This is a genomic window from Roseateles sp., from assembly GCF_039595295.1.
Lineage (GTDB): Bacteria > Pseudomonadota > Gammaproteobacteria > Burkholderiales > Burkholderiaceae_C > Roseateles.
In genome coordinates this window covers 1-20,583 of the sequence record NZ_JBCNLU010000044.1, presented here as the reverse complement: position 1 = coordinate 20,583, position 20,583 = coordinate 1, and the positions used below count along the sequence as shown (strand labels likewise).

At 68.3% G+C, this 20,583-nt stretch carries 23 protein-coding genes and 1 rRNA gene; 13 read left to right on the top strand and 11 right to left on the bottom strand.

Annotation, left to right across the window (positions count from 1 at the left end):
• Positions 1 to 6: 6 nt before the first annotated feature.
• From ABDW59_RS21560 to ABDW59_RS21545, 4 genes are all read right to left on the bottom strand, one after another.
• The gene (locus ABDW59_RS21560) at positions 7 to 339 is read right to left on the bottom strand and encodes a hypothetical protein (protein WP_343632985.1); all 333 of its coding nucleotides are present in this window, start codon (positions 337 to 339) and stop codon (positions 7 to 9) included.
• A gap of 98 nt (positions 340 to 437) precedes the next feature.
• Positions 438 to 743: a YMGG-like glycine zipper-containing protein gene (locus ABDW59_RS21555; RefSeq protein ID WP_343632983.1), complete on the bottom strand. Its 306-nt coding sequence runs from the start codon at positions 741 to 743 to the stop codon at positions 438 to 440.
• 153 nt (positions 744 to 896) lie between these two features.
• Positions 897 to 1,115, bottom strand: a complete 219-nt coding sequence (locus ABDW59_RS21550; protein WP_343632981.1) for a hypothetical protein — start codon at positions 1,113 to 1,115, stop codon at positions 897 to 899.
• A gap of 82 nt (positions 1,116 to 1,197) precedes the next feature.
• Complete coding sequence (locus tag ABDW59_RS21545) at positions 1,198 to 1,647, bottom strand: rhodanese-like domain-containing protein (protein ID WP_343632979.1); 450 nt, start codon at positions 1,645 to 1,647, stop codon at positions 1,198 to 1,200.
• A 112-nt stretch (positions 1,648 to 1,759) separates the two neighbouring features.
• Between ABDW59_RS21545 and ftrA the strand changes: the two genes are divergently transcribed.
• Positions 1,760 to 2,770: a transcriptional regulator FtrA gene (ftrA, locus tag ABDW59_RS21540; RefSeq protein ID WP_343632977.1), complete on the top strand. Its 1,011-nt coding sequence runs from the start codon at positions 1,760 to 1,762 to the stop codon at positions 2,768 to 2,770.
• Between the two features lie 19 nt (positions 2,771 to 2,789).
• Here the strand turns inward: ftrA and ABDW59_RS21535 are convergent, their stop codons facing one another.
• Positions 2,790 to 3,893, bottom strand: coding sequence for a beta-propeller fold lactonase family protein (locus ABDW59_RS21535; protein ID WP_343632975.1), 1,104 nt, complete (start codon positions 3,891 to 3,893; stop codon positions 2,790 to 2,792).
• A 182-nt stretch (positions 3,894 to 4,075) separates the two neighbouring features.
• Here ABDW59_RS21535 and ABDW59_RS21530 point away from each other — a divergent pair, with 182 nt between their 5' ends.
• The 3 genes from ABDW59_RS21530 to ABDW59_RS21520 all read left to right on the top strand — a co-directional run bounded on the left by ABDW59_RS21530 (position 4,076) and on the right by ABDW59_RS21520 (position 6,635).
• A complete protein-coding gene (locus ABDW59_RS21530; RefSeq protein WP_343632973.1) occupies positions 4,076 to 5,260 on the top strand; it encodes a GGDEF domain-containing protein in 1,185 nt (394 codons plus the stop codon).
• A gap of 225 nt (positions 5,261 to 5,485) precedes the next feature.
• On the top strand, positions 5,486 to 6,118 hold the full coding sequence (locus ABDW59_RS21525; RefSeq protein WP_343632971.1) for a GNAT family N-acetyltransferase: 633 nt from the start codon (positions 5,486 to 5,488) through the stop codon (positions 6,116 to 6,118).
• 7 nt (positions 6,119 to 6,125) lie between these two features.
• Positions 6,126 to 6,635, top strand: a complete 510-nt coding sequence (locus ABDW59_RS21520) for a GNAT family N-acetyltransferase (RefSeq protein ID WP_343632969.1) — start codon at positions 6,126 to 6,128, stop codon at positions 6,633 to 6,635.
• Between the two features lie 7 nt (positions 6,636 to 6,642).
• Here ABDW59_RS21520 and ABDW59_RS21515 read toward each other — a convergent pair whose 3' ends face one another.
• On the bottom strand, positions 6,643 to 7,812 hold the full coding sequence (locus ABDW59_RS21515; protein WP_343632967.1) for a PQQ-dependent sugar dehydrogenase: 1,170 nt from the start codon (positions 7,810 to 7,812) through the stop codon (positions 6,643 to 6,645).
• 198 nt (positions 7,813 to 8,010) lie between these two features.
• Here ABDW59_RS21515 and fusA point away from each other — a divergent pair, with 198 nt between their 5' ends.
• Positions 8,011 to 10,140 (top strand): elongation factor G, encoded by a 2,130-nt coding sequence (gene fusA, locus ABDW59_RS21510; RefSeq protein WP_343632965.1) that lies wholly within the window; start codon positions 8,011 to 8,013, stop codon positions 10,138 to 10,140.
• A 141-nt stretch (positions 10,141 to 10,281) separates the two neighbouring features.
• On the top strand, positions 10,282 to 10,866 hold the full coding sequence (locus ABDW59_RS21505; RefSeq protein ID WP_343632963.1) for a hypothetical protein: 585 nt from the start codon (positions 10,282 to 10,284) through the stop codon (positions 10,864 to 10,866).
• Between the two features lie 6 nt (positions 10,867 to 10,872).
• On the opposite strand, the gene ABDW59_RS21500 is transcribed toward ABDW59_RS21505, so the two are convergent.
• Both ABDW59_RS21500 and ABDW59_RS21495 read right to left on the bottom strand, forming a co-directional pair.
• Complete coding sequence (locus tag ABDW59_RS21500; RefSeq protein WP_343632961.1) at positions 10,873 to 11,514, bottom strand: hypothetical protein; 642 nt, start codon at positions 11,512 to 11,514, stop codon at positions 10,873 to 10,875.
• The gene (locus tag ABDW59_RS21495; protein WP_343632959.1) at positions 11,511 to 12,152 is read right to left on the bottom strand and encodes a glycosyltransferase; all 642 of its coding nucleotides are present in this window, start codon (positions 12,150 to 12,152) and stop codon (positions 11,511 to 11,513) included. Before ABDW59_RS21495 ends, ABDW59_RS21500 begins: the two co-directional genes overlap by 4 nt.
• Positions 12,153 to 12,486: 334 nt before the next feature.
• On the opposite strand from ABDW59_RS21495, the gene ABDW59_RS21490 reads away from it, so the two are divergent.
• The 4 genes from ABDW59_RS21490 (at position 12,487) to ABDW59_RS21475 (ending at position 14,691) form a co-directional block, all read left to right on the top strand.
• Positions 12,487 to 12,672: a hypothetical protein gene (locus tag ABDW59_RS21490; RefSeq protein WP_343632957.1), complete on the top strand. Its 186-nt coding sequence runs from the start codon at positions 12,487 to 12,489 to the stop codon at positions 12,670 to 12,672.
• A gap of 66 nt (positions 12,673 to 12,738) precedes the next feature.
• A complete protein-coding gene (locus tag ABDW59_RS21485) occupies positions 12,739 to 12,996 on the top strand; it encodes a hypothetical protein (RefSeq protein WP_343632955.1) in 258 nt (85 codons plus the stop codon).
• 120 nt (positions 12,997 to 13,116) lie between these two features.
• On the top strand, positions 13,117 to 14,004 hold the full coding sequence (locus ABDW59_RS21480; RefSeq protein WP_343632953.1) for an HDOD domain-containing protein: 888 nt from the start codon (positions 13,117 to 13,119) through the stop codon (positions 14,002 to 14,004).
• Positions 14,005 to 14,079: 75 nt separating this feature from the next.
• Positions 14,080 to 14,691, top strand: a complete 612-nt coding sequence (locus ABDW59_RS21475; protein WP_343632951.1) for a methyltransferase domain-containing protein — start codon at positions 14,080 to 14,082, stop codon at positions 14,689 to 14,691.
• A 57-nt stretch (positions 14,692 to 14,748) separates the two neighbouring features.
• On the opposite strand, the gene ABDW59_RS21470 is transcribed toward ABDW59_RS21475, so the two are convergent.
• Positions 14,749 to 15,231 carry an Lrp/AsnC family transcriptional regulator gene (locus ABDW59_RS21470; RefSeq protein WP_343632949.1) on the bottom strand — a complete coding sequence of 161 codons (483 nt, stop codon included), beginning with the start codon at positions 15,229 to 15,231 and terminating at the stop codon, positions 14,749 to 14,751.
• A 166-nt stretch (positions 15,232 to 15,397) separates the two neighbouring features.
• On the opposite strand from ABDW59_RS21470, the gene hppD reads away from it, so the two are divergent.
• Positions 15,398 to 16,522 (top strand): 4-hydroxyphenylpyruvate dioxygenase, encoded by a 1,125-nt coding sequence (gene hppD, locus ABDW59_RS21465; protein ID WP_343632947.1) that lies wholly within the window; start codon positions 15,398 to 15,400, stop codon positions 16,520 to 16,522.
• A 95-nt stretch (positions 16,523 to 16,617) separates the two neighbouring features.
• Here hppD and ABDW59_RS21460 read toward each other — a convergent pair whose 3' ends face one another.
• Positions 16,618 to 17,547 carry a permease gene (locus ABDW59_RS21460; RefSeq protein ID WP_343632945.1) on the bottom strand — a complete coding sequence of 310 codons (930 nt, stop codon included), beginning with the start codon at positions 17,545 to 17,547 and terminating at the stop codon, positions 16,618 to 16,620.
• Positions 17,548 to 17,751: 204 nt separating this feature from the next.
• On the opposite strand from ABDW59_RS21460, the gene ABDW59_RS21455 reads away from it, so the two are divergent.
• Positions 17,752 to 19,446 (top strand): long-chain-fatty-acid--CoA ligase, encoded by a 1,695-nt coding sequence (locus ABDW59_RS21455; protein ID WP_343632943.1) that lies wholly within the window; start codon positions 17,752 to 17,754, stop codon positions 19,444 to 19,446.
• Positions 19,406 to 20,404: an MBL fold metallo-hydrolase gene (locus tag ABDW59_RS21450; RefSeq protein ID WP_343632941.1), complete on the top strand. Its 999-nt coding sequence runs from the start codon at positions 19,406 to 19,408 to the stop codon at positions 20,402 to 20,404. The genes ABDW59_RS21455 and ABDW59_RS21450 overlap by 41 nt, the downstream gene beginning before the upstream one ends.
• 59 nt (positions 20,405 to 20,463) lie before the next feature.
• Here ABDW59_RS21450 and rrf read toward each other — a convergent pair.
• Positions 20,464 to 20,576, bottom strand: a 5S ribosomal RNA gene (gene rrf, locus ABDW59_RS21445).
• Positions 20,577 to 20,583: the final 7 nt, after the last annotated feature.

Sequence of the window (20,583 nt, the reverse complement as noted above, 5' to 3'; positions counted from 1 at the left end):
TAGCTCTCACACCACCCCCATCCCCGACAAGATCGACACGATCCCCATCACCGCCATGACGGCGGCATAGAAGAACGCCATCTTCGGGGTGCCCGGCACGGACCAGTTCACGCAGAACCACCGCAGGCCACGCAGGAAGAAGGTCTTGTGGCTGAGGAAGTAGCTCGCCAGGAACATCAGGGCCCAGGCGATCAGGTAGAGCCCCATCACCAGCGGCTTGTCGGCCGGTGCGGCACGGAAGGCCAGCAGCGTCAACGCCGCGAGCACGGCGATCAGCGAGTAGCCAAGCATCTCGCCGCGTTCCTGCGGCAGGTCGGAGTCGTGTCGGGGGGCGGTCATCGGCGAAAGGCACCATGAAGAACGCCCGGATTGTGCCGGGCGTTCTTCATCGGAAAGCGACAGGATGCGCGTGGAAAGCACGCATCCGCGCTCGGCGCTCATCGCACCGGATGACGGCGTCCGTCGTTGTCGACCCAGTAGCGGCCGCCGCGTCCGTCGGAATAGACCTCGCGCTCGCGCCCATCCACCATCAGGCGGCCGATCAAGGCGCCGGCGACGGCACCGACGGCCGCGCCCGTCAGCGCGTCGCCCCCGGTCACCGCGCCGATGACGGCACCGCCGACCGCGCCGACCGCGGCATTGCGGGTGTCGTCACGGCGTTGCTGACGATCGGATGCGCAGCCCACGGCCATGGCCGCGGTGAGGATGACAACCGCCGTTGTCTTCAGATTGAACGTGCTCATGATTGCCTCGTCGAGGGTTGATCGACGGTCATCACGATCAGCTTCCGAGGGACAACAACTCTCCGGCCACCGGAAGCGATGGCGACGAACGGTCGATGGGTTTCGTACCGTCGATATCGGCAAATGGCGTGCCTTGGGGCCAGCCCGGGCGCCTCAATCCGCGCCGCAGCCCATTGCATCCAGCGCGGGCGGACGAAGCAGATCGGCGTCCACGCCCATCTGCTCGCTGGCCCGCTCGACGGCCTGCCACAGCTCGGCGGGCATGTCGAGGATCTGATCCGGCGTGCGGGAGCGCGCGATCCAGGCCTCGATCTGTTCGTGTTGAGCGACCGTGATCAGGTCCAGGTTCAACATCTCGTCGATGGTCTTCATGGCGGGTCTCCCGTTGGCGACGATCCGGGAAATCAGGATCGTGACGCGCAGGGTAGCAGCGTCGGACGACAGCAGAAGACCGTCATGCGTCCGATGGGCGAGGGATGGTGTGAGGAATGGACGCCGGAGCCGGTTGCGCGCCCTTCGCCACCTCAAACCCCTCATCCACCCACCCCGTCATCCCGCCGATCATCAGCTTCACCGGCCGACCCAGTCGCGCGAGCCTCACCGCTCCGCGATGCGCGCCGTTGCAGTGCGGCCCCGCGCAGTAGACGACGAACAGCGTGTCCATCGGATACGCCGCCATCTTCCCCTCGGTGATCTTGCCGTGCGGCAGGCTGATGGCGCCCGGCACGTGGCCGCGCTCATGGAGCTCGTGGCTGCGCACGTCCAGCAGCACGAAGTCCACCGTGTCGCGGGCGAAGGCGTCATGCACGTCCCAGCAGTCGGTCTCGAAAGCGAAGGCCTGCTCGAAGTGGGCAAGCGCCTGGGCGCTCGTCGCGGCGGGGATGGCGGAGACATGCGAGGGCATCGTGGGTTCCTTTCCGGGGCTGGCCCGAGCGGTGAATCGATGACCCACAGTGTCCCGGCTTCCCCTCGGCCCGGCGAGTGGCAGGAATGACGCCAATCGGTAAGATCGCGCCATGCCGCGCAAGACGCCCTCCACTACCCGTTCCAAGGCCGCGCCCGCCACGGGGACCGCCGCCAAGCCGCCGCTGGTCGCGATCCTCGCCTACGACCGGCTCTGCATGTTCGAGTTCGGCTGCGCCGTCGAGCTCTTCGCGCTGGACCGGCCCGAGCTCGACGTCGCCTGGTATCGCCATGCCATCTGCGCCGCCGAGCCGGGCCCGCTGCGCGGCACCGGGGGCGTGCGCATCGAGGCGCCGCATTCGTTGGCCACCTTGCGGCGGGCGGACGTGATCGTGATCCCCGGCTGGCGCGACGCCGCCGAGCGCCCGCCCGAGCCGCTGCTCCGCGCCCTGCGCGCCGCCCATGCGCGCGGCGCGCGGCTGTGCACGATCTGCTCGGGCGTGTTCGTGCTCGCCCATGCGGGGCTGCTGCACGGCCTTCGCGCGACCACGCATTGGCGGTACGCCGAACGCCTCGCCAGCGAGTTCCCGACCATCGCGGTCGATCCGTCCGCGCTCTACGTCGACGAGGGGCAGGTCATCACCTCGGCCGGCTCGGCCGCCGGTCTGGACATGCTGATGCACCTGGTGCGCCGCGATCACGGCCCGCGCGTCGCGAACGCCGTGGCGCAGCGGCTGGTGATGTCGCCGCATCGCGAGGGCGGACAGGCGCAGTTCGTGCCGCGTCCGATGCCCACCGAGTCCGCCAGCCCCATCGCCGTCCTGCAGGACTGGCTGCGCGCGAATCCGCGTCAAGACCACAGCGTCGCGTCGATGGCCGAGCACGCCGCGATGAGCGCGCGCACGCTGCAGCGCCGATTCAAGGACGCTACGGGACTCGCGCCACTCGAATGGTTGACGCGCGAACGCGTCGCCATCGCGAAGGAGCTGCTCGAGACCCGCGAGGCGATGGACGTCGAGTCGATCGCGGAGCTTGCGGGCTTCGGTTCGCCGGAGTCGATGCGGCGCCACTTCCGGCTGCTCGGCCTGCCGGCGCCATCGCGCTACCGGCGGCAGTTCGCTTGAACGTGAAAGCGCCTGCGCCTCAGCGGAAGACGACGCAGGCCGCGCCGGGCATCGCGATGAACTGCCGGCCAAAGCGCGGCACGCCTTCGTCGCCGAGCTCGAAGACGCAGATCTGGTGGCTGCGCTGCAGGCAGACCCAAAGCTGGCTGCCGTCCGGGCTGAAGCTCGCGCTGCGCGGATAGCTGCCCTGCGCCCAGACCTCGCCGGCCCAGGTCGGCCGGCAGCGCGCGTCCACGAAGAACACCGAGATCGCGTCATGCAGCCGGTTCAGCGCGTAGAGCCGGCGCCCGTCCGGCGACATCAGCAGATCGGAGGCGTAGCTCAGGCCCTCGAAGCTCGGAGGCAGGCTGGAGAGGCGCTCACGTGAGCTCACCCGGCCTTGCGCGTCCAGGCCCAGCCAGTCCAGCGCATTGGCGCTTTCGTTGAGCAGATAGAGCTGCTCGTCGTCGTAGGGGTCGAAGACGAAGTGACGCGGCCCGCTGCCGGGCGGCAACGGACACGGCGCCAGCTCGACCGGCGCGCCGCCTTCCGTGCCGGGGCCGTCCAGACGCCAGACGCGCAGCAGATCCTGCCCGAGATCGGTCGCTACCATCAGCGGCCGGCGCGGATGCCGGCGCACCATGTGCGCATGCGGCGCGGCGCCGTCGCGCGGTGAGATCACCAGATCCGGCGCGCCGAGCGCCCCTTCCTGATTCACCGGCACGCGGCACAGCCGGCCGTCGCCGTAATGCGCGATCCAGGCGTGATCGCCCTGCCAGTCCAGATGCACCGGCAGTTGGCCGCCGCTGGGCCGCCGCGCGATCAGCGTGAGCGCGCCGTCCGCCGGATTCACGTCGAAGCTGGCGAGCTCATGGCTGTCCTCCAGCAGCGCGTGCAGGCGGCGGCCGTCGGGGCTCAGGTGTAGCCAGGTGGGACTTCCGGAGAGCTCGGCAGCCAGGGTCGCGGTGACGCGGCCCTCGGCATCCCGGCGCAGCGCGTGGATGCCGCCGCACTCGGGGGCGTAGCCGCCCGCGTAGGCAAAGGGCACGGACGGCCCCGCGACTGCCGGATCGGCGGCCGCATCGGTGACGGCGTCAGACGAAGGAAACAGCAGCGCCTGCAGCATGGAGGTGGCAAGGGACATGGGCGCCCACTCTAAGCGCTCGGCTTCTCCCTCTGATGGGTGGTGCCGCCGAACGGCCCACGGGCGGCGACAGGCGCCCCGGCGAGGGCCTCGCAAGCACCCTCCCCAGGCGGCACGTCCGCGGCCACAATCGCTCGTCCCGACCGCCCCGGTCCGTCCTTCAGGACGCGCCGCCCCACCTCATGCGCTTCGACGTCCCGACGCTGTTCAGCCTGATGTTGATCCAGTCCCTGGCGCTGGCGCTGCTGCTGCCGCTGCTGCTGGGCTGGGTCGACAGCCAGGGCGCCCGCCGCGCCCAGCTCAGCGCCGCCGCGCAGGCCGCCGGCTGGGCCTTGCTGCTGCTGCCGCCCGAGGGCATGCGGCTGAGCTCGACCGTCGCGCTGGGGCTGCTCAGCGGCAGCGTGTCGCTGCTGTGGTTGGCGACCGAGCAGTGGCTGCCCGGTCGGCTGGGGCGCTGGATTCACGTCGCGATGCCGGTGCTGGTGATGGTGGGCTACGGCGCCGGCTGGGAGAACTACGGCCTGCGCCTGGCCTGGTCCAACGGCTGCATCGGCCTGCAGATGCTGGCCCTGTGCGCCAGCCTGCTGCAACCGGTCAAGCGAGGCCCCGCCGGCAACCTGCGCTGGCGCCTGCTGCTGGTCGTCAGCATGGGCCTGCTGGCGCTGCTGAATCTCTCGCGCGCCTGGCTGGCAGGTGTCGACACGGCCAATCTGCCGCGCTTCGACGCCCCGCATCCGCTCAACATGGGCTTCGCGGTGATGGCCAACCTGTGCGTGCTGACCGCCGCGATCACGATCCTCGTCGCCTGGCGCGGCGAAAGCGAGGCCGAGTTGCGCCGCCTCAGCCAGATCGACCCCGCCACCGGGCTGGCCAACCGGCGCGCCTTCCAGCAGCGCTCGGTGGACATGATCTCGATGGCCCGCCGCTACTCGGAACCGCTGATGCTGCTGGTGATGGACCTGGACGGCGCCAAGGCCATCAACGCCACCCACGGCGAGTTCAAGGGCGACCAGGCCATCGCGCTGTTTGGCCGCTGCCTGGATGAGCAGAAGCGCCTGGGCGACGTCGTCGCCCGCATCGACGGCCAGCGCTTCGCGGTGCTGATGGCGCGCTCCGACCTGGTCGGTCCGCCGGCGCTGGACCGCCGGCTGCGCGACGCGCTGCTGGAACTGGCGCCGCGCGAGCTCGGCTTCACGCTGGGCTACTCGGCCGGCTGGGCCAAGCTGCGCAATGGGGATCGCAACCTCGAGGACCTGCTGCACCGCGCCGAGGCGGCGCTCTACGCCGCCAAGCGCCAGGGCAAGGGCCGGCTGTGCGCCGAGCCCGGACTCGAGGCCGAATTGAGCATCGCCACGACCACGGCTTGAGGCCCTATCCGCCGATCCGGCGCCGCGTCCCGGCCCACACCATGCGCCAGTCGTGACGCGCGTCACGCGGCCATCCGGCGCATGCGCGCCAATCGCCCGCTTGTGAAGGGATGTGTCTGGGCTGGCACGCCGCTTGCGTCAGGGTTTTCCAGGCCCCGTCCGCCGCCGTGATCCAAAAGATCGGCCGGCCGGGTCCCGTCGTATCGAGTCCTGGAGTCACCACCCATGCATGTCGCCCTCAGCCCCACGGCCGTCCACGCCCGCGCCCCGCGCGCCCTGACCTCGCTCGCCGCCGACGCCGCCGCGTCGCCATCCCTGCAGCGCGCGCCGATCGAAGTCGTCAAGCTCACCTCGCGCGACCTGCAATGGCTCCCGGCCCTGACGAACCTGCTGATCGACAACGTCCATCAAGGCGCGACGCTGGGCTTCCTGGCGCCGCTGTCGCGCTACCAGGCGCTGGACTACTGGCACGGCGTGTTCGCGCGGCTGGGCCAGCATCACGCGCTGTGGATCGCCTGCGAGTCCGAGGGCCCCGGCCGCCTGCTGGGCGCGATCCAGCTGTCCCTGTGCCCGCTGGCCAATGCGCACCACCGTGGGGAGGTGCAACGGCTGATGGTGCATAGCCAGGAGCGCAGCCGCGGCGTGGCCGGCCAGCTGATGGCGCGCGTGGAAACCGCCGCCGCCACGCAGGGCCGCTTCCTGCTGCAGCTCGAGACCTGCGCCGACTCGCAGGCCGAGGCGGTCTTCGCGCATCTGGGCTGGCAGCGCGCCGGCCAGATTCCCGACCACTGCCATGACGCCGAAGGCCAGCTGCGCGCCGCCGCGCTGTATTGGAAACGGCTGCCGCATCTGGTCTGATCGCCCGATGGATCTGATCGAACTCCGCGGCGAGGACCGCGATCGCATGCCCGCGCTAGGCGAGCTCTTCTTCGACGTGATCGACGGGGGAGGTTCGCTGGGCTTTCTGGAGGACGTCGACGAGCCGCAGATGCGCGAGTACTGGGAAGGCGTGTTCGACGGGCTGGGCCCGCGTCAGCGCCTGTGGATCGCGCGTGAAGGCGAGGCGGTGCTGGGCACGGTGCAGCTGGCCATCTGCGGCAAGCCCAACGGCCGTCATCGTGCCGAGGTCCAGAAGCTGATGGTCCATCGCGATGCTCGTCGGCGCGGCGTCGCCGCCCAGTTGATGAACACGCTGGAGCAGGCCGCGCGCGACGCGGGTCTGACACTGCTGGTGCTGGACACCGAAGCCCAATCCGACGCCGAGACCTTCTACCAATCGCTGGGCTACCAGCGCACCGGCGAGATCCCGTGCTTCGCCGCCAGCCCGCAAGGCGAGCTGCGGGCGACCGCGCTGTATTGGAAGCGTCTGGACTGAACGCCTTTCAGCGCGCCAGCCGCAACAGCTTGCCGCCGTCCGTCACCATCAGCAGGGCGCCGTCCTTCGCCTGGATCACGTCGCGGAAGCGCTCGCCCAGATCGCCGTACATCTTCTCGCGGCCGGTGACCTTGTCGCCGTCCAGCGTCAGCCGCCACAGCGCCGTGCCGGCCAGCGAGCCGGAGAACAGCTGACCGCGCCACTCCGGGAACATGTCGCCGGTGTAGAAGGCCAGCCCCGCCGGCGCGATCGAGATGGGCGTCCAGGTGGTGAGCGGCTCGACATAGGTCGGCGCATGCGTGCCGCCGCCGATGCGGCAGGCGTCGCCCACCGGCGAGCCGTACTCGCAGCCGTAGCTCTTGATCGGCCAGCCGTAGTTCTGGCCGGCGCGCGCGATGTTGACCTCGTCGCCGCCCTGCGGGCCGTGCTCGGTGATCCAGAGCTCACCCGTGGTCGGATGCAGGGCCGCGCCCTGGATGTTGCGATGGCCGTAGCTCCAGATGCCGGGCAGCGCCGCGGCCGAGAACTTCGGGTTGTCCGCCGGGATGCCGCCGTCGCGGTTCACCCGCACGACCTTGCCCAGCGTCTGCTGCAGGTCCTGCGAGGGCGCGCCCTTCATGCGCTCGCCCGTCGTGATGTAGAGCGTCTTGTCGCGCGCGAAGACCAGGCGCGAGCCGTAATGGCCGGGGCTCACCACCTTCGGCGACTGGCGGAAGATCACCTGCACGTCGGTCAGCGCGTCGCCGCTCAGCCGGCCGCGCGCGACGGTGGTGCCCGCGGTGCCCGACTCCGACCCGGTGCCCGATTCCGAATACGACAGATAGACCCAGTTGGAGCCGGCCAGCGTGAAGTCGGGATCGATCGCGATGCCCAGCAGCCCGCCCTGCCCGCTGTCCAGCACCTTGGGCACGCCGGAGAGCGTCGCCTGCGTCTTGCCGGCCGCGGACAGCCGCGCCACCGCGCCGCCCTTCTGCGTCACCAGCAACTGGCCGTCGGGCAGCTGCGCGATGCCCCAGGGCCGGTCCAGGCCCGAGTTCAGCGTCTGCAAGGTGGGCGCCGAGGCGCCTCCCCCGGGCTGCGTCGGCATCGCGGTGTCGCCGGAGGCGCCTCCGCCGCCACCGCAAGCCGTCGCGGCCGCCGCGACGACGACGATGGAAAACAAGCCTGACACGCTCATGGTGGTCCCCCGGATGGTTCGCTCAAGCGTCGGAGTCTAGGCCGTGTCGGCGGCGGCCGACCTCGGCAGCGCCTGTGGCGGCAAACGGCACTCCCTGCGCGCCCCATGCCCCTGGCTTGTGCATGCCCGGCGCTTCCTCTACGCTGGCCGCAGTCCGGCTCCACGACCCCCGTTCCACCCTCTTCAGAGGAGCGAGCCATGAGCCCCAGTCCCACCCCTGACTCGGAAGGCCTGACCGCCGGCAGCCCAGGCCGCGCCGCGCTGCCCGAGCATCCCGGCATCGCGGCGATCCGCAGCCTGGCCCTGGTCGGTCCGGCCGGCGCCGGCAAGACCTCGCTGGCCGAGGCCCTGCTGCTCAAGGCCGGCGCCATCAACAGCGCCGGCAACGTCGAGAAAGGCAGCACCGTCTCCGACCACGACCCGCTGGAGAAACGGATGCTGCATTCGCTGCAGACCTCGCTGATGCACCTGCGGCACGACGGTCTGCGCGTCCATCTCGTCGACACGCCCGGGGCGGCCGATTTCATCGGCCAGGCGCTACCGGCGCTGGAGGCGGTGGAATCGGCGCTCGTCGTCGTCAACGCCCAGACCGGCCTGGAGCTGATGGCCAAACGCATGATGGACGCCGCCGGCGGGCGCGGGCTGACGCGGCTGGTCGTCGTCAACAAGATCGACGCGCCCGGGGTGAACGCGCAGGCGCTGCTGGAGCAGCTGCAAGCCGCCTTCGGCCGCGAATGCCTGCCGCTGAACCTGCCCGCCGCGGGCGGCACGCGCGTCACCGACTGCTTCTTCGGCTGCGAGGGCGACAGCGATTTCGGCTCGGTCGAGGCGGCGCATCGGGCGCTGGTGGAGCAGGTCGTCGAGGTCGATCCGGACTTCGTCGATCGCTATCTCAACGACGGCGACGTCCCCGCCACCGAGCTGCACACCCCGCTGGAGCAAGCCCTGCGCGAGGGCCATCTGATTCCGGTGTGCTTCGTGTCGGCCCGCACCGGCGTCGGCGTGGCCGAGCTGCTGAACGTCATCGAGAAGCTGCTGCCCAATCCCTACGAGGCCAACCCGCCGCAGTTCCTGCGCGGCGAGGGCGACGAGGCCGAGCCCTTGCTGGTCGCGATGGATCCGGCGCAGCACGTGGTCGCGCATGTCTTCAAGATCCAGTCCGATCCGTATCTGGGCAAGCTGGCGATGCTGCGCGTCCACCAGGGCACGCTGAAGAAGAACGCTCAGCTGTTCGTCGGCCATGCGCGCAAGGCGGTGCGCGTGGCCCATCTGTTCATGCTGCAAGGCAAGGAGCATGTGGAGATCGACCAGGCCCTGCCCGGCGACCTGTGCGCGCTGGCCAAGCTGGAGGAGCTGCACTTCGACGCGGTGCTGCATGACGCGCAGGAGGACGAGCACCTGCATCTGTCGCCCATCGCCTTGCCGACGCCGGTACACGGCATCGCCATCCGGCCCGCCCGGCACGGCGACGAGCAGCGGCTGTGGGAGGTGCTGACCCGGCTGGTCGAGGAGGATCCCTGTCTGCGCCTGGAGCGCGGCGGCGACCAGGGCGCGCTGAGCCCGCAAGGCGGCGAGACCCTGGTCTACGGTCTGGGCGAGCTGCATCTGCGGGTGCTGCTGGACCGGCTCAAGGAGACCTACAAGTTCGACGTCCAGACCCAGCCGCCGCGCATCGCCTATCGGGAGACCATCTCCGCGCCGGCCGAGGGCCATTCACGTCACAAGAAGCAGACCGGCGGCGCCGGGCAGTTCGGCGAGGTCTGGCTGCGGGTGGAGCCGCTGCCGCGCGGCGCGGGCTTCGAGTTCGTCGACGAGGTCAAGGGCGGCGCGATCCCGGGCCAGTTCATGCCGGCCGTCGAGAAGGGCGTGCGACAGGCGCTGGCGCGCGGCGTCGTCGCCGGCTATCCGGTGGTGGACCTGAAGGTGACGGTCTTCGACGGCAAGCACCATTCGGTGGACTCCAAGGAAGTCGCCTTCATCGCGGCCGGCCACAAGGCGGTGGTCGCCGCGGTCCGCGAGGCGCGGCCGGTGGTACTGGAGCCCATCGTTCAGGTCGAGATCAGCGCGCCCGAGCACGCCACCGGCGACATCACCGGCGACCTGGCCTCGCGCCGCGGCCAGGTGCTGGGCACGCGCAGCGCGATGCCCGGCCAGATCGGCGTCGAGGGACTGGCGCCGCTGGCGGAGCTCAGCGCGTATCAGAACCGGCTCAACGCGATGACCAGCGGCCAGGGGCGTTACACCATGGTGCTGTCCCATTACGAGGCAGTCCCGCCCAACACGCAGGCGCAGCTGGCCGCCGGTTGGCACCTGAAGGACGAGGAGTAGTCCGCGTCGGCCCCCCGGCAGCCTTGGCCGCCGCCCGGCCAGCCGACCGTAGCGCTACCACTCCGATGGGCAGAGGGGCTCCGGGCGGATCGGGGGTGGGCGCCGAACGGGCGCGAGTGAACGAAGCTTTATCATTGCGGGATGTGCTCCGCCCCCCGCGACGTCGCCCAGATCCGTCTGGACAATGCGATGCGCCTGTTCGACGAGTTTGTCGCCGCGACGATCAAACACCCTGATGCCGCCGCCCTTCGCGGCCTGGAGCGGCGCTTTGCCGAGCGCCTTCAGATACAGCCCAGCTACTGGAGCCAGATCAAGAGCCGGTCACGCCAGATCGGCGAGCGCCTTGCCCGCCAGTTCGAGCAGCTCAGCCACAAGCCACAAGGCTGGATGGACCAGGAGCACGGCCTGGCCGGTGCGCAAGTGAGCAACGGGGCTTTATCAAGCGGAACAGCCTCGAGTCACGCCGCCGGGGCGCCGGAGCCCTCCCCCAGCCTCCCGCAGGACGATGACGAGCGCTTCATCGTGGGTCTGGTGCTGACCTACTACCGCCGGCATCCGCAACGGGCGCGTACGCGCCTGCTGGACCTGCTCGGCGAGGTACTGACGCCGACCCTGCCCACCGCACCCGCCCCGGCGCCGAAGGCCGCCGCCACGCCGGCCGCCGCGGTCGACGAATGGCGCAAGCTCCAGCAGAGCATCGCCCCGCTCAAGCCCAAGAAGCGCTGAGCCGGATCAGGCCGCGGCGGGCTTGCGCGCCGCCACCAGCAAGGACATCCGGTTGAAGAAGTACATGCCGTCGATCGCCCAGGGCGTGTACTTGCCCAGCACATTCTTCAGCGTGTACGGCGTGTACCAGCAGTTGTGGTCGGGGTGGACCACCTCGACGAAGGTCTGCGCGCCGCTGCTGTAATCGAAATGCTGTCGCCAGCAGCTGTAGGCGTCGGGCACGGTCAGCACGTACTCGTCGCAGTCGACGGCGTTCAGCTCGCCCAGGAAGCCCTGCACGTCGGGCACGTGCTCCAACACCTCCGGCACCAGCACCAGGTCATAGCGATCGGTGACCTGGGCCCAGTCGGAGAACAGCCGACCCTTCAAGTGCGGCTGCATGTGGGTGAAGGCCTCGGTGTTGATGTCGAAGCCGTCCAGATGCGCGCACAGCGGCTCCAGCTGCAGGTGCAGCGAGGCCTTCAGGTCGGTGATCGGCCAGTCCACGCAGCCCACGTGCAGCACCCGCTTGCCCTGGCACAGCGGGCCGAACACGTCCATGCGCGAGCGCCCGCGCAGCTCCTCGCTGACGGCGACCTTCTGGACGAAGTACTTCTGGTGCGCGTGCTCGAGCGGCGAGACCGGCGTGTCGGGAACGTTCATGCTCATGCCACCTTCTTGCGATGCAGGTCGTCGTACTTGCGCAGCGTGCTGCCCCATTCCTGGTCGGCGAAGACCAGACCGCCGCCTTCGTATTCGACGCCGGAGAAATGCCGCGGGATGAAGAAATGGCTGGGCCAGATCGTCATCCCGCCATAGGCGTAGACGCGGTGGCACTCGGTGAGGAACAGCGGACCGACGCTCTGCCAGGCCATGCGGTCGTCGACGTGGGGCGTGTTCTGCAGGTCCAGGATCATCTGGCCGAAGAAGGGGTTCTCCGGCTTGGAGGCCACGTAGCCGGCCGCGATCAGGCCGGGGCGGATGACCTCGTTCTCCCAGCTGGCCATCGCCTCGCCCTCGAAGAGCCAAGGCGCCAGCGGGCGCAGGCAGACGCTGTCGGCGTCGACGACGAAGCCGCCCTCGTTGTAGAGGATCTCCCAGCGCATCAGATCGGCCACGCCGTTGAGCTCGCGGCCCGCCATCGCGCGCATGTGCGCCGCGTTGAGCCAGCCGTAGCTCGCCAGGTCCTCGTTGCCCCAGACGCGCAGCTCCCAGTCCGGGTTGTGCCGGCGCCAGGTCTCGATGCAGTTGTCGGGGCGTTTGGACTCGTCGCCGACCCAGATCACGTGCAGCTTGCGTGGAATCATGGCCTGTTGGAAATCAAGTGAGATCCGTCCACTGTAGGCCGCGACCGCGATCCGGCAAGGCTCGATAAGCCCCGGATTTCGGCGCGTTCCGAGGCGTTCCGGGCCGCCCCACTGGCGCCCCGCCAGCGTCCTGCCGACGTCCGGCGCGCGTCCGACCGTCCCGTCGCCCGGGGACAACGCCAGATAAAAAGCGCTTGCGCAAGATAATCAGATGTTTATCATCTGCGCAACTTTTGAGCCCCCGCCGCCGCGACGCCGCAGTCCAGCCGTCGCCCCGGGACCGAGGGGCCGCCCGCTTCACCCGATTCCGATCCGTCCAACGAAGGAGGCTGCCATGGCCCAGTTCACCACTCCCCGTCCGCGTCAGGCGCTCGCACTGCGCAAGCCGCGCAATCCGTTCGTGGCCCTGAGCCACCAGCGTTCCGCGGGCCGCCACGGCCCACAGGGCGGCGCACGCCGCCAGCAAGAACACCAGTCCCTGAAGCGCGAGCTTCAGCGGCACGACGACTTCAGCCCGTGAACGGGCCGCCTCCGACGGACCGGGATGTCTCCCTGGTCCGGCGCGGGCCGCCCAGGGAGAAAAGACATGCAAGAGATCACGTTGATGCCGGGCCGCATGCATGGCCTGGCGCGTCAGCAAAGCCTGCGGGGCTGGCTGGCGATTCTGCTGCTCGGCGCCGGCGGGCGCCTGATCAGCTGGGCTTGGCGGGTCGCCCCCGCCGCGCCGCGAGCCGCTGAACGGGCGCCGACGCTCGAGTTCAGCATCGAGACCGGCGCCGAAGGAGGCCGCGTCTACGCCGACGGACAACTGCTGGGCACCCTTGCGGGTGTGCAACGGCTGTGATGCCGGTGTGGCTCGCGGTCGCCTTGGCCGCGGTGGGGATCAAGCTCGCAGGCGGCGAGCCGATATACGATGAACGTTCACCGTGCATCGCCGCTCACGCGGCGTCCCCGCTTCATGACCATGAGCGTTCCGCCCGATGCCTCTGCGCCCCCAGGACCGGGCGAGCCGCCAGCGTTCCAGGCGCTGACGCGGCCCTTGCCCGATCTGGCGGCGTGGACCGCGCACTTCCGCCGCATGGAGATTCCGGTGCTGGCCAGCACGGCCGAGCAATTGGAGCTCTGGCGCGCGAATGAGGACGCGGTCGACGCGCATCTGCTCGGCGAGTTCCTGAACAAGGACCCGCTGATGACGCTCAAGCTGCTGGCGCATGCCGCGTCGCAGCGCTCCAGCCGGCTGCTGACCGACGCAGAAACGGTCACCGCCGCGCTGGTGCTGATGGGCATCACCCCCTTCTTCCGGGCCTTCGGCGAGCAGCCGACGGTCGAACAGCGGCTGGCCGCGCGTCCCGACGCGCTTGCCGGCCTGCAGCGCGTGCTGCATCGCGCCGAGCGCGCCGCCCGCTTCGCGCTGGGCTTCGCCGCGCACCGCGCCGATCCCGACGCCGCGGTGATCCACAGCGCGGCGCTGCTGCACGATTTCTCCGAGATGCTGCTCTGGTGCGAGGCCCCCGACCTGGCGCTGGAGATCCGCCGCCGGCAACTGGCCGAGCCCTCGCTGCGCAGCGTGACCGCGCAGAAGGCGGTGCTCAACATCGACCTGGGCGACCTGGAGCAGGCGCTGCTCAAGGCCTGGCACCTGCCGGAGCTGCTCGCCCACATCACCGACGACAAGAAGGTTCACGATCCGCAGGTCCGCTGCGTGACGCTGGCGGTGCGGCTGGCGCGGCACACCTCCGAGAGCTGGGAGAACCCCGCCGTGCCCGACGACCTGATCGAGATCGGCGAGCTGATGAGCCTGTCCCCCGCGCACACGCTGAAGCTGGTGCACGAGGTCGACGGCGTCATCTGACGCGGCGCAACGAAGCGCCCGCTCTGGTAAAACGCGCGCCATCACGACAGGCGCAAGCCGACACGGAGACATGCGATGGCGGGACCTGACCGCGCCTTCTGGCAAGAGCGTTTCGAGACGGGGCAGACGGGCTGGGACCGGGGGGGGCCGCATCCCCAGTTGGCTGCGTGGCTGGAAGCCGGCCTGTTGCCGCGCGACGCGCGCATCGTGGTGCCGGGCTGCGGCCGCGGCCATGAACTGGCGGTGCTGGCGCGCGCGGGTCTGGAGGTCACCGGGCTGGACTACACGCCGGCGGCGGTCGAGATCGCCAGGGCGAAGCTGGCCGACGAGCATCTCCCCGGACGCGTCGAGCAAGCCGACGTGCTGGCCTGGCGGCCGGATCAGCCGCTGGATCTGGTCTATGAGCAGACTTGTCTTTGCGCGCTGCATCCCGATCACTGGACGAGCTACGCCGAGCAACTGCAGCGCTGGCTCAAGCCCGGCGGGCGGCTGCTGGCGCTGTTCATGCAGGCGCGCCGCGAAGAGTCCGAGCATGGCCAGGTCATCGGCCCGCCTTACCACTGCGACATCAACGCGATGCGGGCGCTCTTCCCGCAAGCGCTCTGGAAATGGCCGGCGCCGCCCTACACGCAGCGGCCGCATGAGCGCGGCTGGTTCGAGCTGGCCGTGGTCCTGGAGCGCCGCTGATCGAGTGAACCCGGCGCCGGTCGCAGCGTTCGTGTCGATCGCTTTGAGCCTCGCCGGTCAGACCGGCAGCGCCGTGGTGTTCTTGAGCCGGTCCAGCACGAAGCTGGTCTTGCAGTCCTGCACGCTGGGATGGCGCAGCAAGGTGTCGCTGATGAAGCGCGCGTAATGGCCCATGTCCTCGACGAGCACCCGCAGCAGGTAATCCATCTCGCCGGTCAGCGCCGCGCACTCGACCACTTCCGGCCAGGTCTGCACCGCCGCCCGGAACAAGTCCATCGGCGTGCGCTTGTGGCTTTCGGTGTGCTTCTCCAGCCGGACGTTGATGTAGGCCGTCAGCCCCAGCCCGACCCGTTCCGGACTGACCAAGGCCACGTAGGCGGTGATCACGCCGTCCTCCTCCAAGCGGCGCACCCGCCGCAGCACCGCCGACGACGACAGGTTCACCTGCGCGGCGATGGCGTCATAGGTCATCCGGCCGTCGGCCTGGAGGGCTTGGAGGATGCGTCGGTCGATCGCATCAAGCTCGATCTGCTTGTCCATGGACGGATTCTTGCAGGAATCCTGCAAACACCCCCGTCCGTGCGCCACCACTCGCAGGAATCCTGCGCCCCCCTCCCCCTAAAGTGGCGCCATCGCAATCCGATTGCGTTCCCTTGACCCTATCCAGTTGACCAAGCGCCCCTTGAGGGCGCACCGGAGACAAGACATGGCATTCACTCCCTGGGACAACCCCATGGGCACCGACGGCTTCGAGTTCATCGAGTTCGCCGCCCCCGATCCCGCCGCGCTGGGCGCGCTGTTCACCTCGATGGGCTTCGTCGCCGTCGCGCGTCATCGCCACAAAAATGTGACGCTCTATCGCCAGGGCGACATCAACTTCATCATCAACGCCGAGCAGGATGCGTTTGCGCAGCGCTTCGCGCGACTGCACGGTCCGTCGATCTGCGCCATCGCCTTCCGCGTCAAGGACGCCGCCTACGCCTACCAGCGCGCGCTGGAGCTGGGCGCCTGGGGCTTCGACAACAAGGCCGGCCCGATGGAGCTGAACATCCCGGCGATCAAGGGCATCGGCGACTCGCTGATCTATTTCGTCGACCGCTGGCAGGGCAAGAACGGCGCGGCCGCCGGTGAGATCGGCAACATCAGCATTTACGACGTCGACTTCGTCCCGCTGCTGGATGCCGAAGGCAAGCCGGTCGATTCCAAGCCCAAGGGCCACGGCCTGACCTACATCGACCACCTGACCCACAACGTCTTCCGTGGCCGCATGAAGGAATGGGCGGAGTTCTACGAGCGCCTGTTCAACTTCCGAGAGGTCCGCTACTTCGACATCGAGGGCAAGTTGACCGGCCTGAAGTCCAAGGCCATGACCAGCCCCTGCGGCAAGATCCGCATCCCGATCAACGAGAGCAGCGACGACAAGAGCCAGATCGCCGAATACCTGGACCTGTACCACGGTGAAGGCATCCAGCACGTGGCGCTGGGCACGGACGAGATCTACCGCTCCGTCGAGGGCATGAAGTCCACCGGCGTGGTCTTCCAGGACACCATCGACACTTATTACGACCTGGTGTCCAAGCGCCTGCCCGAGCACAGCGAGAACCTCGACGAGCTGCGCCGCCTGCGCATCCTGATCGACGGCGCCGCGCATCAAGGCGCGCCGCACGAACTGCTGCTGCAGATCTTCACCAAGGAAGTGATCGGCCCGATCTTCTTCGAGATCATTCAGCGCAAGGGCAACGAAGGCTTCGGCGAAGGCAACTTCAAGGCGCTGTTCGAGAGCATCGAGCTCGATCAGATCCGCCGCGGCGTGCTGCAGGCCGAGGCCTGATACGCGACTGAAGCGGCGCCGGCGCAAGACCTGGCCCCAAGAACGAAAGCCCCGGGCGTGAGCCGCGGGGCTTTCTTCATTTCAACGTTTCCGGCTCAGACGACCAGGGCTTGCAACTCCGGCTCTTCGAGCAGCTGCAAGGCGCGCTCGAAAGCCTGCGCCTCGAAGACCAGTTGCAGATGGCCCCGCGCCGGCAGGTGCAGCACGCGCGAGCCCGGCAGCACCGCTGTCTCGGCCGGGAAGACGATCTGATCGCAGTGGCCGTAGAGGCAATCGAACTGCGGCCCCATCCGCACCGGCTCGTCGCGGGCGAGCTGATTCAGCCATTCGGAATCACCGCGCATCTGGCGGGCGTTCTCGGTCGTGCCCAGCCGCGCCAGCAGCGTACCGTGATGCGGTGTGCCCAGCGTCAGGATGCGATGAATGCGGTCGAAGGCATGGCCCTGGCTGCGCCACCAGGCACGCGCGCTCAAGCCGCCCATGCTGTGCGCGACGATCAGCGGCGCCAGGCCGGTGCGCTCCTGCAGCGTGCGCATCGCGCGGTCGATCTCCGGCGCATAGCGGTCGATCGAGCCGAAGGCCGGCTCCTGCGTGATCGCGATGAAGGGAATGCCGCGCGCTCGGAGTTCGCGCATCCAGACATTCCACAGTCCACGATTGCAGTTGTAGCCGTGCAGCAGGACGACACCGCGGCGGCCGCGCGCTTGCTGCGCGGACGGAATGAAATCAGGCTCGGCGTGCTCGGCCCAGGGCTGTTGCCAGTTGAAGACCCGGGTGATGGCGATGACCTCGCGCCACCAGGCGTGCATCAGGTCCCCGAGCGGTGCCGGCGGCAGCCCCGGTGCCGGCGGCACGAAGCGCAGGATGAGGAAGCTCGGGAGCAACGACAGCGCCGGCCCGACCACGAACAGCGCCAGCACGGCCATGCCCGCCCACGCGCCCCATCGCCAGCCGGCCAACGCCGCCAGCAGCGGGCCGAGGATCCACCGGATGACGGTGAAGAGACGCTGCATCCGGCCGTTCATTCGCACTCCCTGAATTGCATCGGGCGAGTGTAGGTGCGGCGCTCGCGAACACCGGCTTCGGACAACTCAGCGGCCTTGTCCCGGACGTGACGGGGCGGCCTAGGGCAATTCCGCTAGGCCCGTCACGCCGCACCGGCCAGCATCAAGCGCTATTCCCAGCCCCTGGTGCGGCTCGCCGCCCCAATGACAACGAGACGAGGAGACATGACCATCTACGCCGACAAGCCCTGGCTCAAGAACTACCCGGCCGGCGTCCCCGCCTCGATCGCGGTGGACGTCTATCCGTCGCTGGTGGCGCTGCTGGAGGAAGCCTTCCGCAAGCACGCGACTCGCGATGCCGCCGTCTGCATGGACCAGCGGCTGAGCTTCGGCCAAGTCGACGAGTTGTCGAAGGCGCTTGGCGCCTGGCTGCAGCAACGCGGGCTGGCGCGCGGCGCGCGCGTGGCCATCATGATGCCCAACGTCTTGCAGTACATGGTCGCGATCGCTGCCATCCTGCGCGCCGGGTATGTCGTGGTGAACGTCAATCCGCTGTACACGCCGCGCGAGTTGGAGCACCAGCTGAAGGACTCCGGCGCCGAGGCGATCATCGTGCTCGAGAACTTCGCCAAGACGCTGTCGGAGGTCATCGAGCGCACCCAGGTGCGCCACGTCGTGCTGACCGGCATCGGCGACATGCTGAGCTGGTGGAAGGGACCGCTGATCAACTTCGCGCTGCGCCATGTGAAGAAGATGGTCCCCGAGTTCCGGCTGCCGCTGACCGACGGCCGCACCGTCACCCGCTTCAGCAAGGCGCTGGCCGAGGGCGCGCACATGTCGCTCAAGCCGGTGCAGATAGGACCGGAGGATCCGGCCTTCCTGCAATACACCGGGGGCACGACCGGCCTGTCCAAAGGTGCGACCCTGCTGCACCGGAACATCGTCGCCAACATCCTGCAGAGCGAGGCGTGGTTCGCGCCGATGCTCAAGAAGATTGGCGACAAACCGCTGACCATCGTCTGTGCGCTGCCGCTGTATCACATCTTCGCGCTGACGGCCTGCTACATGCTGGGGGCCCGGATGGGGATGACCAATCTGCTGATTCCCAATCCGCGCGACATTCCTGGGCTGATCGCCACGCTGCGAAGCCATCGCGTCAACATGTTCCCGGCGGTGAACACGCTCTTCAATGCGCTGGCCAACGACCCGTCTTTCGCGAAGCTGGACTTCAGCGAGCTGGTGATCTCGAATGGTGGCGGCATGGCCGTCCAGCAAGCCACCGCCGAGAAATGGGAACGCATCACCGGCTGCCCTGTCGTCGAGGGATATGGGCTCTCGGAAACCTCGCCGGTCGCGACGATCAACTGTTTGGATCTTCCGAAGTTCAACGGCTCGATCGGGCTGCCGGTCCCTAACACCGAGATTGCGATTCGAGACGATGCGGGCAATGACGTTGCCCTCGGCGAGCGGGGCGAGATCTGCATCCGCGGACCGCAGGTCATGGCCGGTTACTGGAATCGCCCGGGCGAGACCGCACAAGCGATCGATCCCGATGGGTTCTTCAAGACGGGCGATATCGGCGTGATGGACGCCGATGGCTTCACGCGCATCGTCGATCGCAAGAAGGACATGATCCTGGTCAGCGGATTCAACGTGTACCCCACCGAGATCGAGCAGGTGGTGAACATGCATCCGGGCGTCCTTGAATGCGCGGCCATCGGCGTACCGGATCAGCATTCCGGCGAAGCGGTGAAGCTCTTCGTCATCAAAAAGGATCCGGCACTCGCGGAAGAAGATCTCAGCAGCTATTGCCACAAGCAGCTGACCGGCTACAAGCGCCCCAAGTACATCGAATTCCGCGACGAACTCCCGAAGACGAATGTCGGGAAGATTCTTCGTCGCGAGCTGCGCACGAATTGATGTGAGCGGAACGCCTTCATCGCTGCTACCGCCCGGCGTCGACGTCCTTGAACGAGGGTGGCTGTCGGCAAACAACATCCTGCTTCACGCGGCCGATTCAGACGCAGGTGCGGTGCTCGTCGACACCGGGTACTCCGCACACGTCCCCCAGACGCTGGCGTTGGTCGGCGCCGCTCTGCGGCCAGGCGAGGGTCTGCGCCTGATCGTCAACACGCACCTGCATTCAGATCATTGCGGAGGAAACGCGGCGCTTGTCACACGCTATCGCTGCCCGATTCAGATTCCTCCAGGTGACTTTAGCGCGGTCGAACAATGGGATGAATCTCGGCTCAGTTTTCTCGCGACCGGCCAGACTTGCGACCAGTTCTCCGCCGACGGGGTCTTGCGTCCAGGCGAAGCTCTCGTTCAGGGCGACCAACAGTGGGAAGTTCACGCAGCACCGGGACACGATCCGCACTCGATCATCCTGTTCGAGCGGAATAGCAGGACCTTGATCTCTGCTGACGCATTGTGGGAGCGCGGGTTTGGGATCGTATTTCCCGAGCTTGATGGAGCCAACGCATTCGACGAGGTGGCGCAGACGCTCGATCTCATTGCGTCATTGCGGCCGAAGCTCGTCATTCCGGGTCATGGCGCCGTATTCAAGAACGTTGAGCAAGCGCTCAAGGTTGCCCGCGACAAACTCCGTCATTTCCAAGCGGATCCGCGCCGTCATGCGCTCCATGGCGCAAAGGCATTGACCGTTTTTCATATGCTTGAAGTTCAGGACTGCTCGAAGCAGGAACTGCTGAACTGGTTGGTCGCCACGCCGATCCTGCAAAGGATGTGGGCGCGGTTCTTTGCGAGTACGCCGATATCCGCTTGGTCTGGGAAGCTCATCGACGATTTGGCTCTCAACGGTGCTTTGATTCTCGAGAGCCACGACGGAACACCTCGAATCCGCCTCAAACTCAACTAATCGCGCCCAAATGACAAAACCCCTCGCACATTGCTGTGCGAGGGGTTTGCTTGATATTAGCCTGACGATGACCTACTTTCACACGGGAATCCGCACTATCATCGGCGCTGAGTCGTTTCACGGTCCTGTTCGGGATGGGAAGGGGTGGGACCGACTCGCTATGGTCATCAGGCTTAACT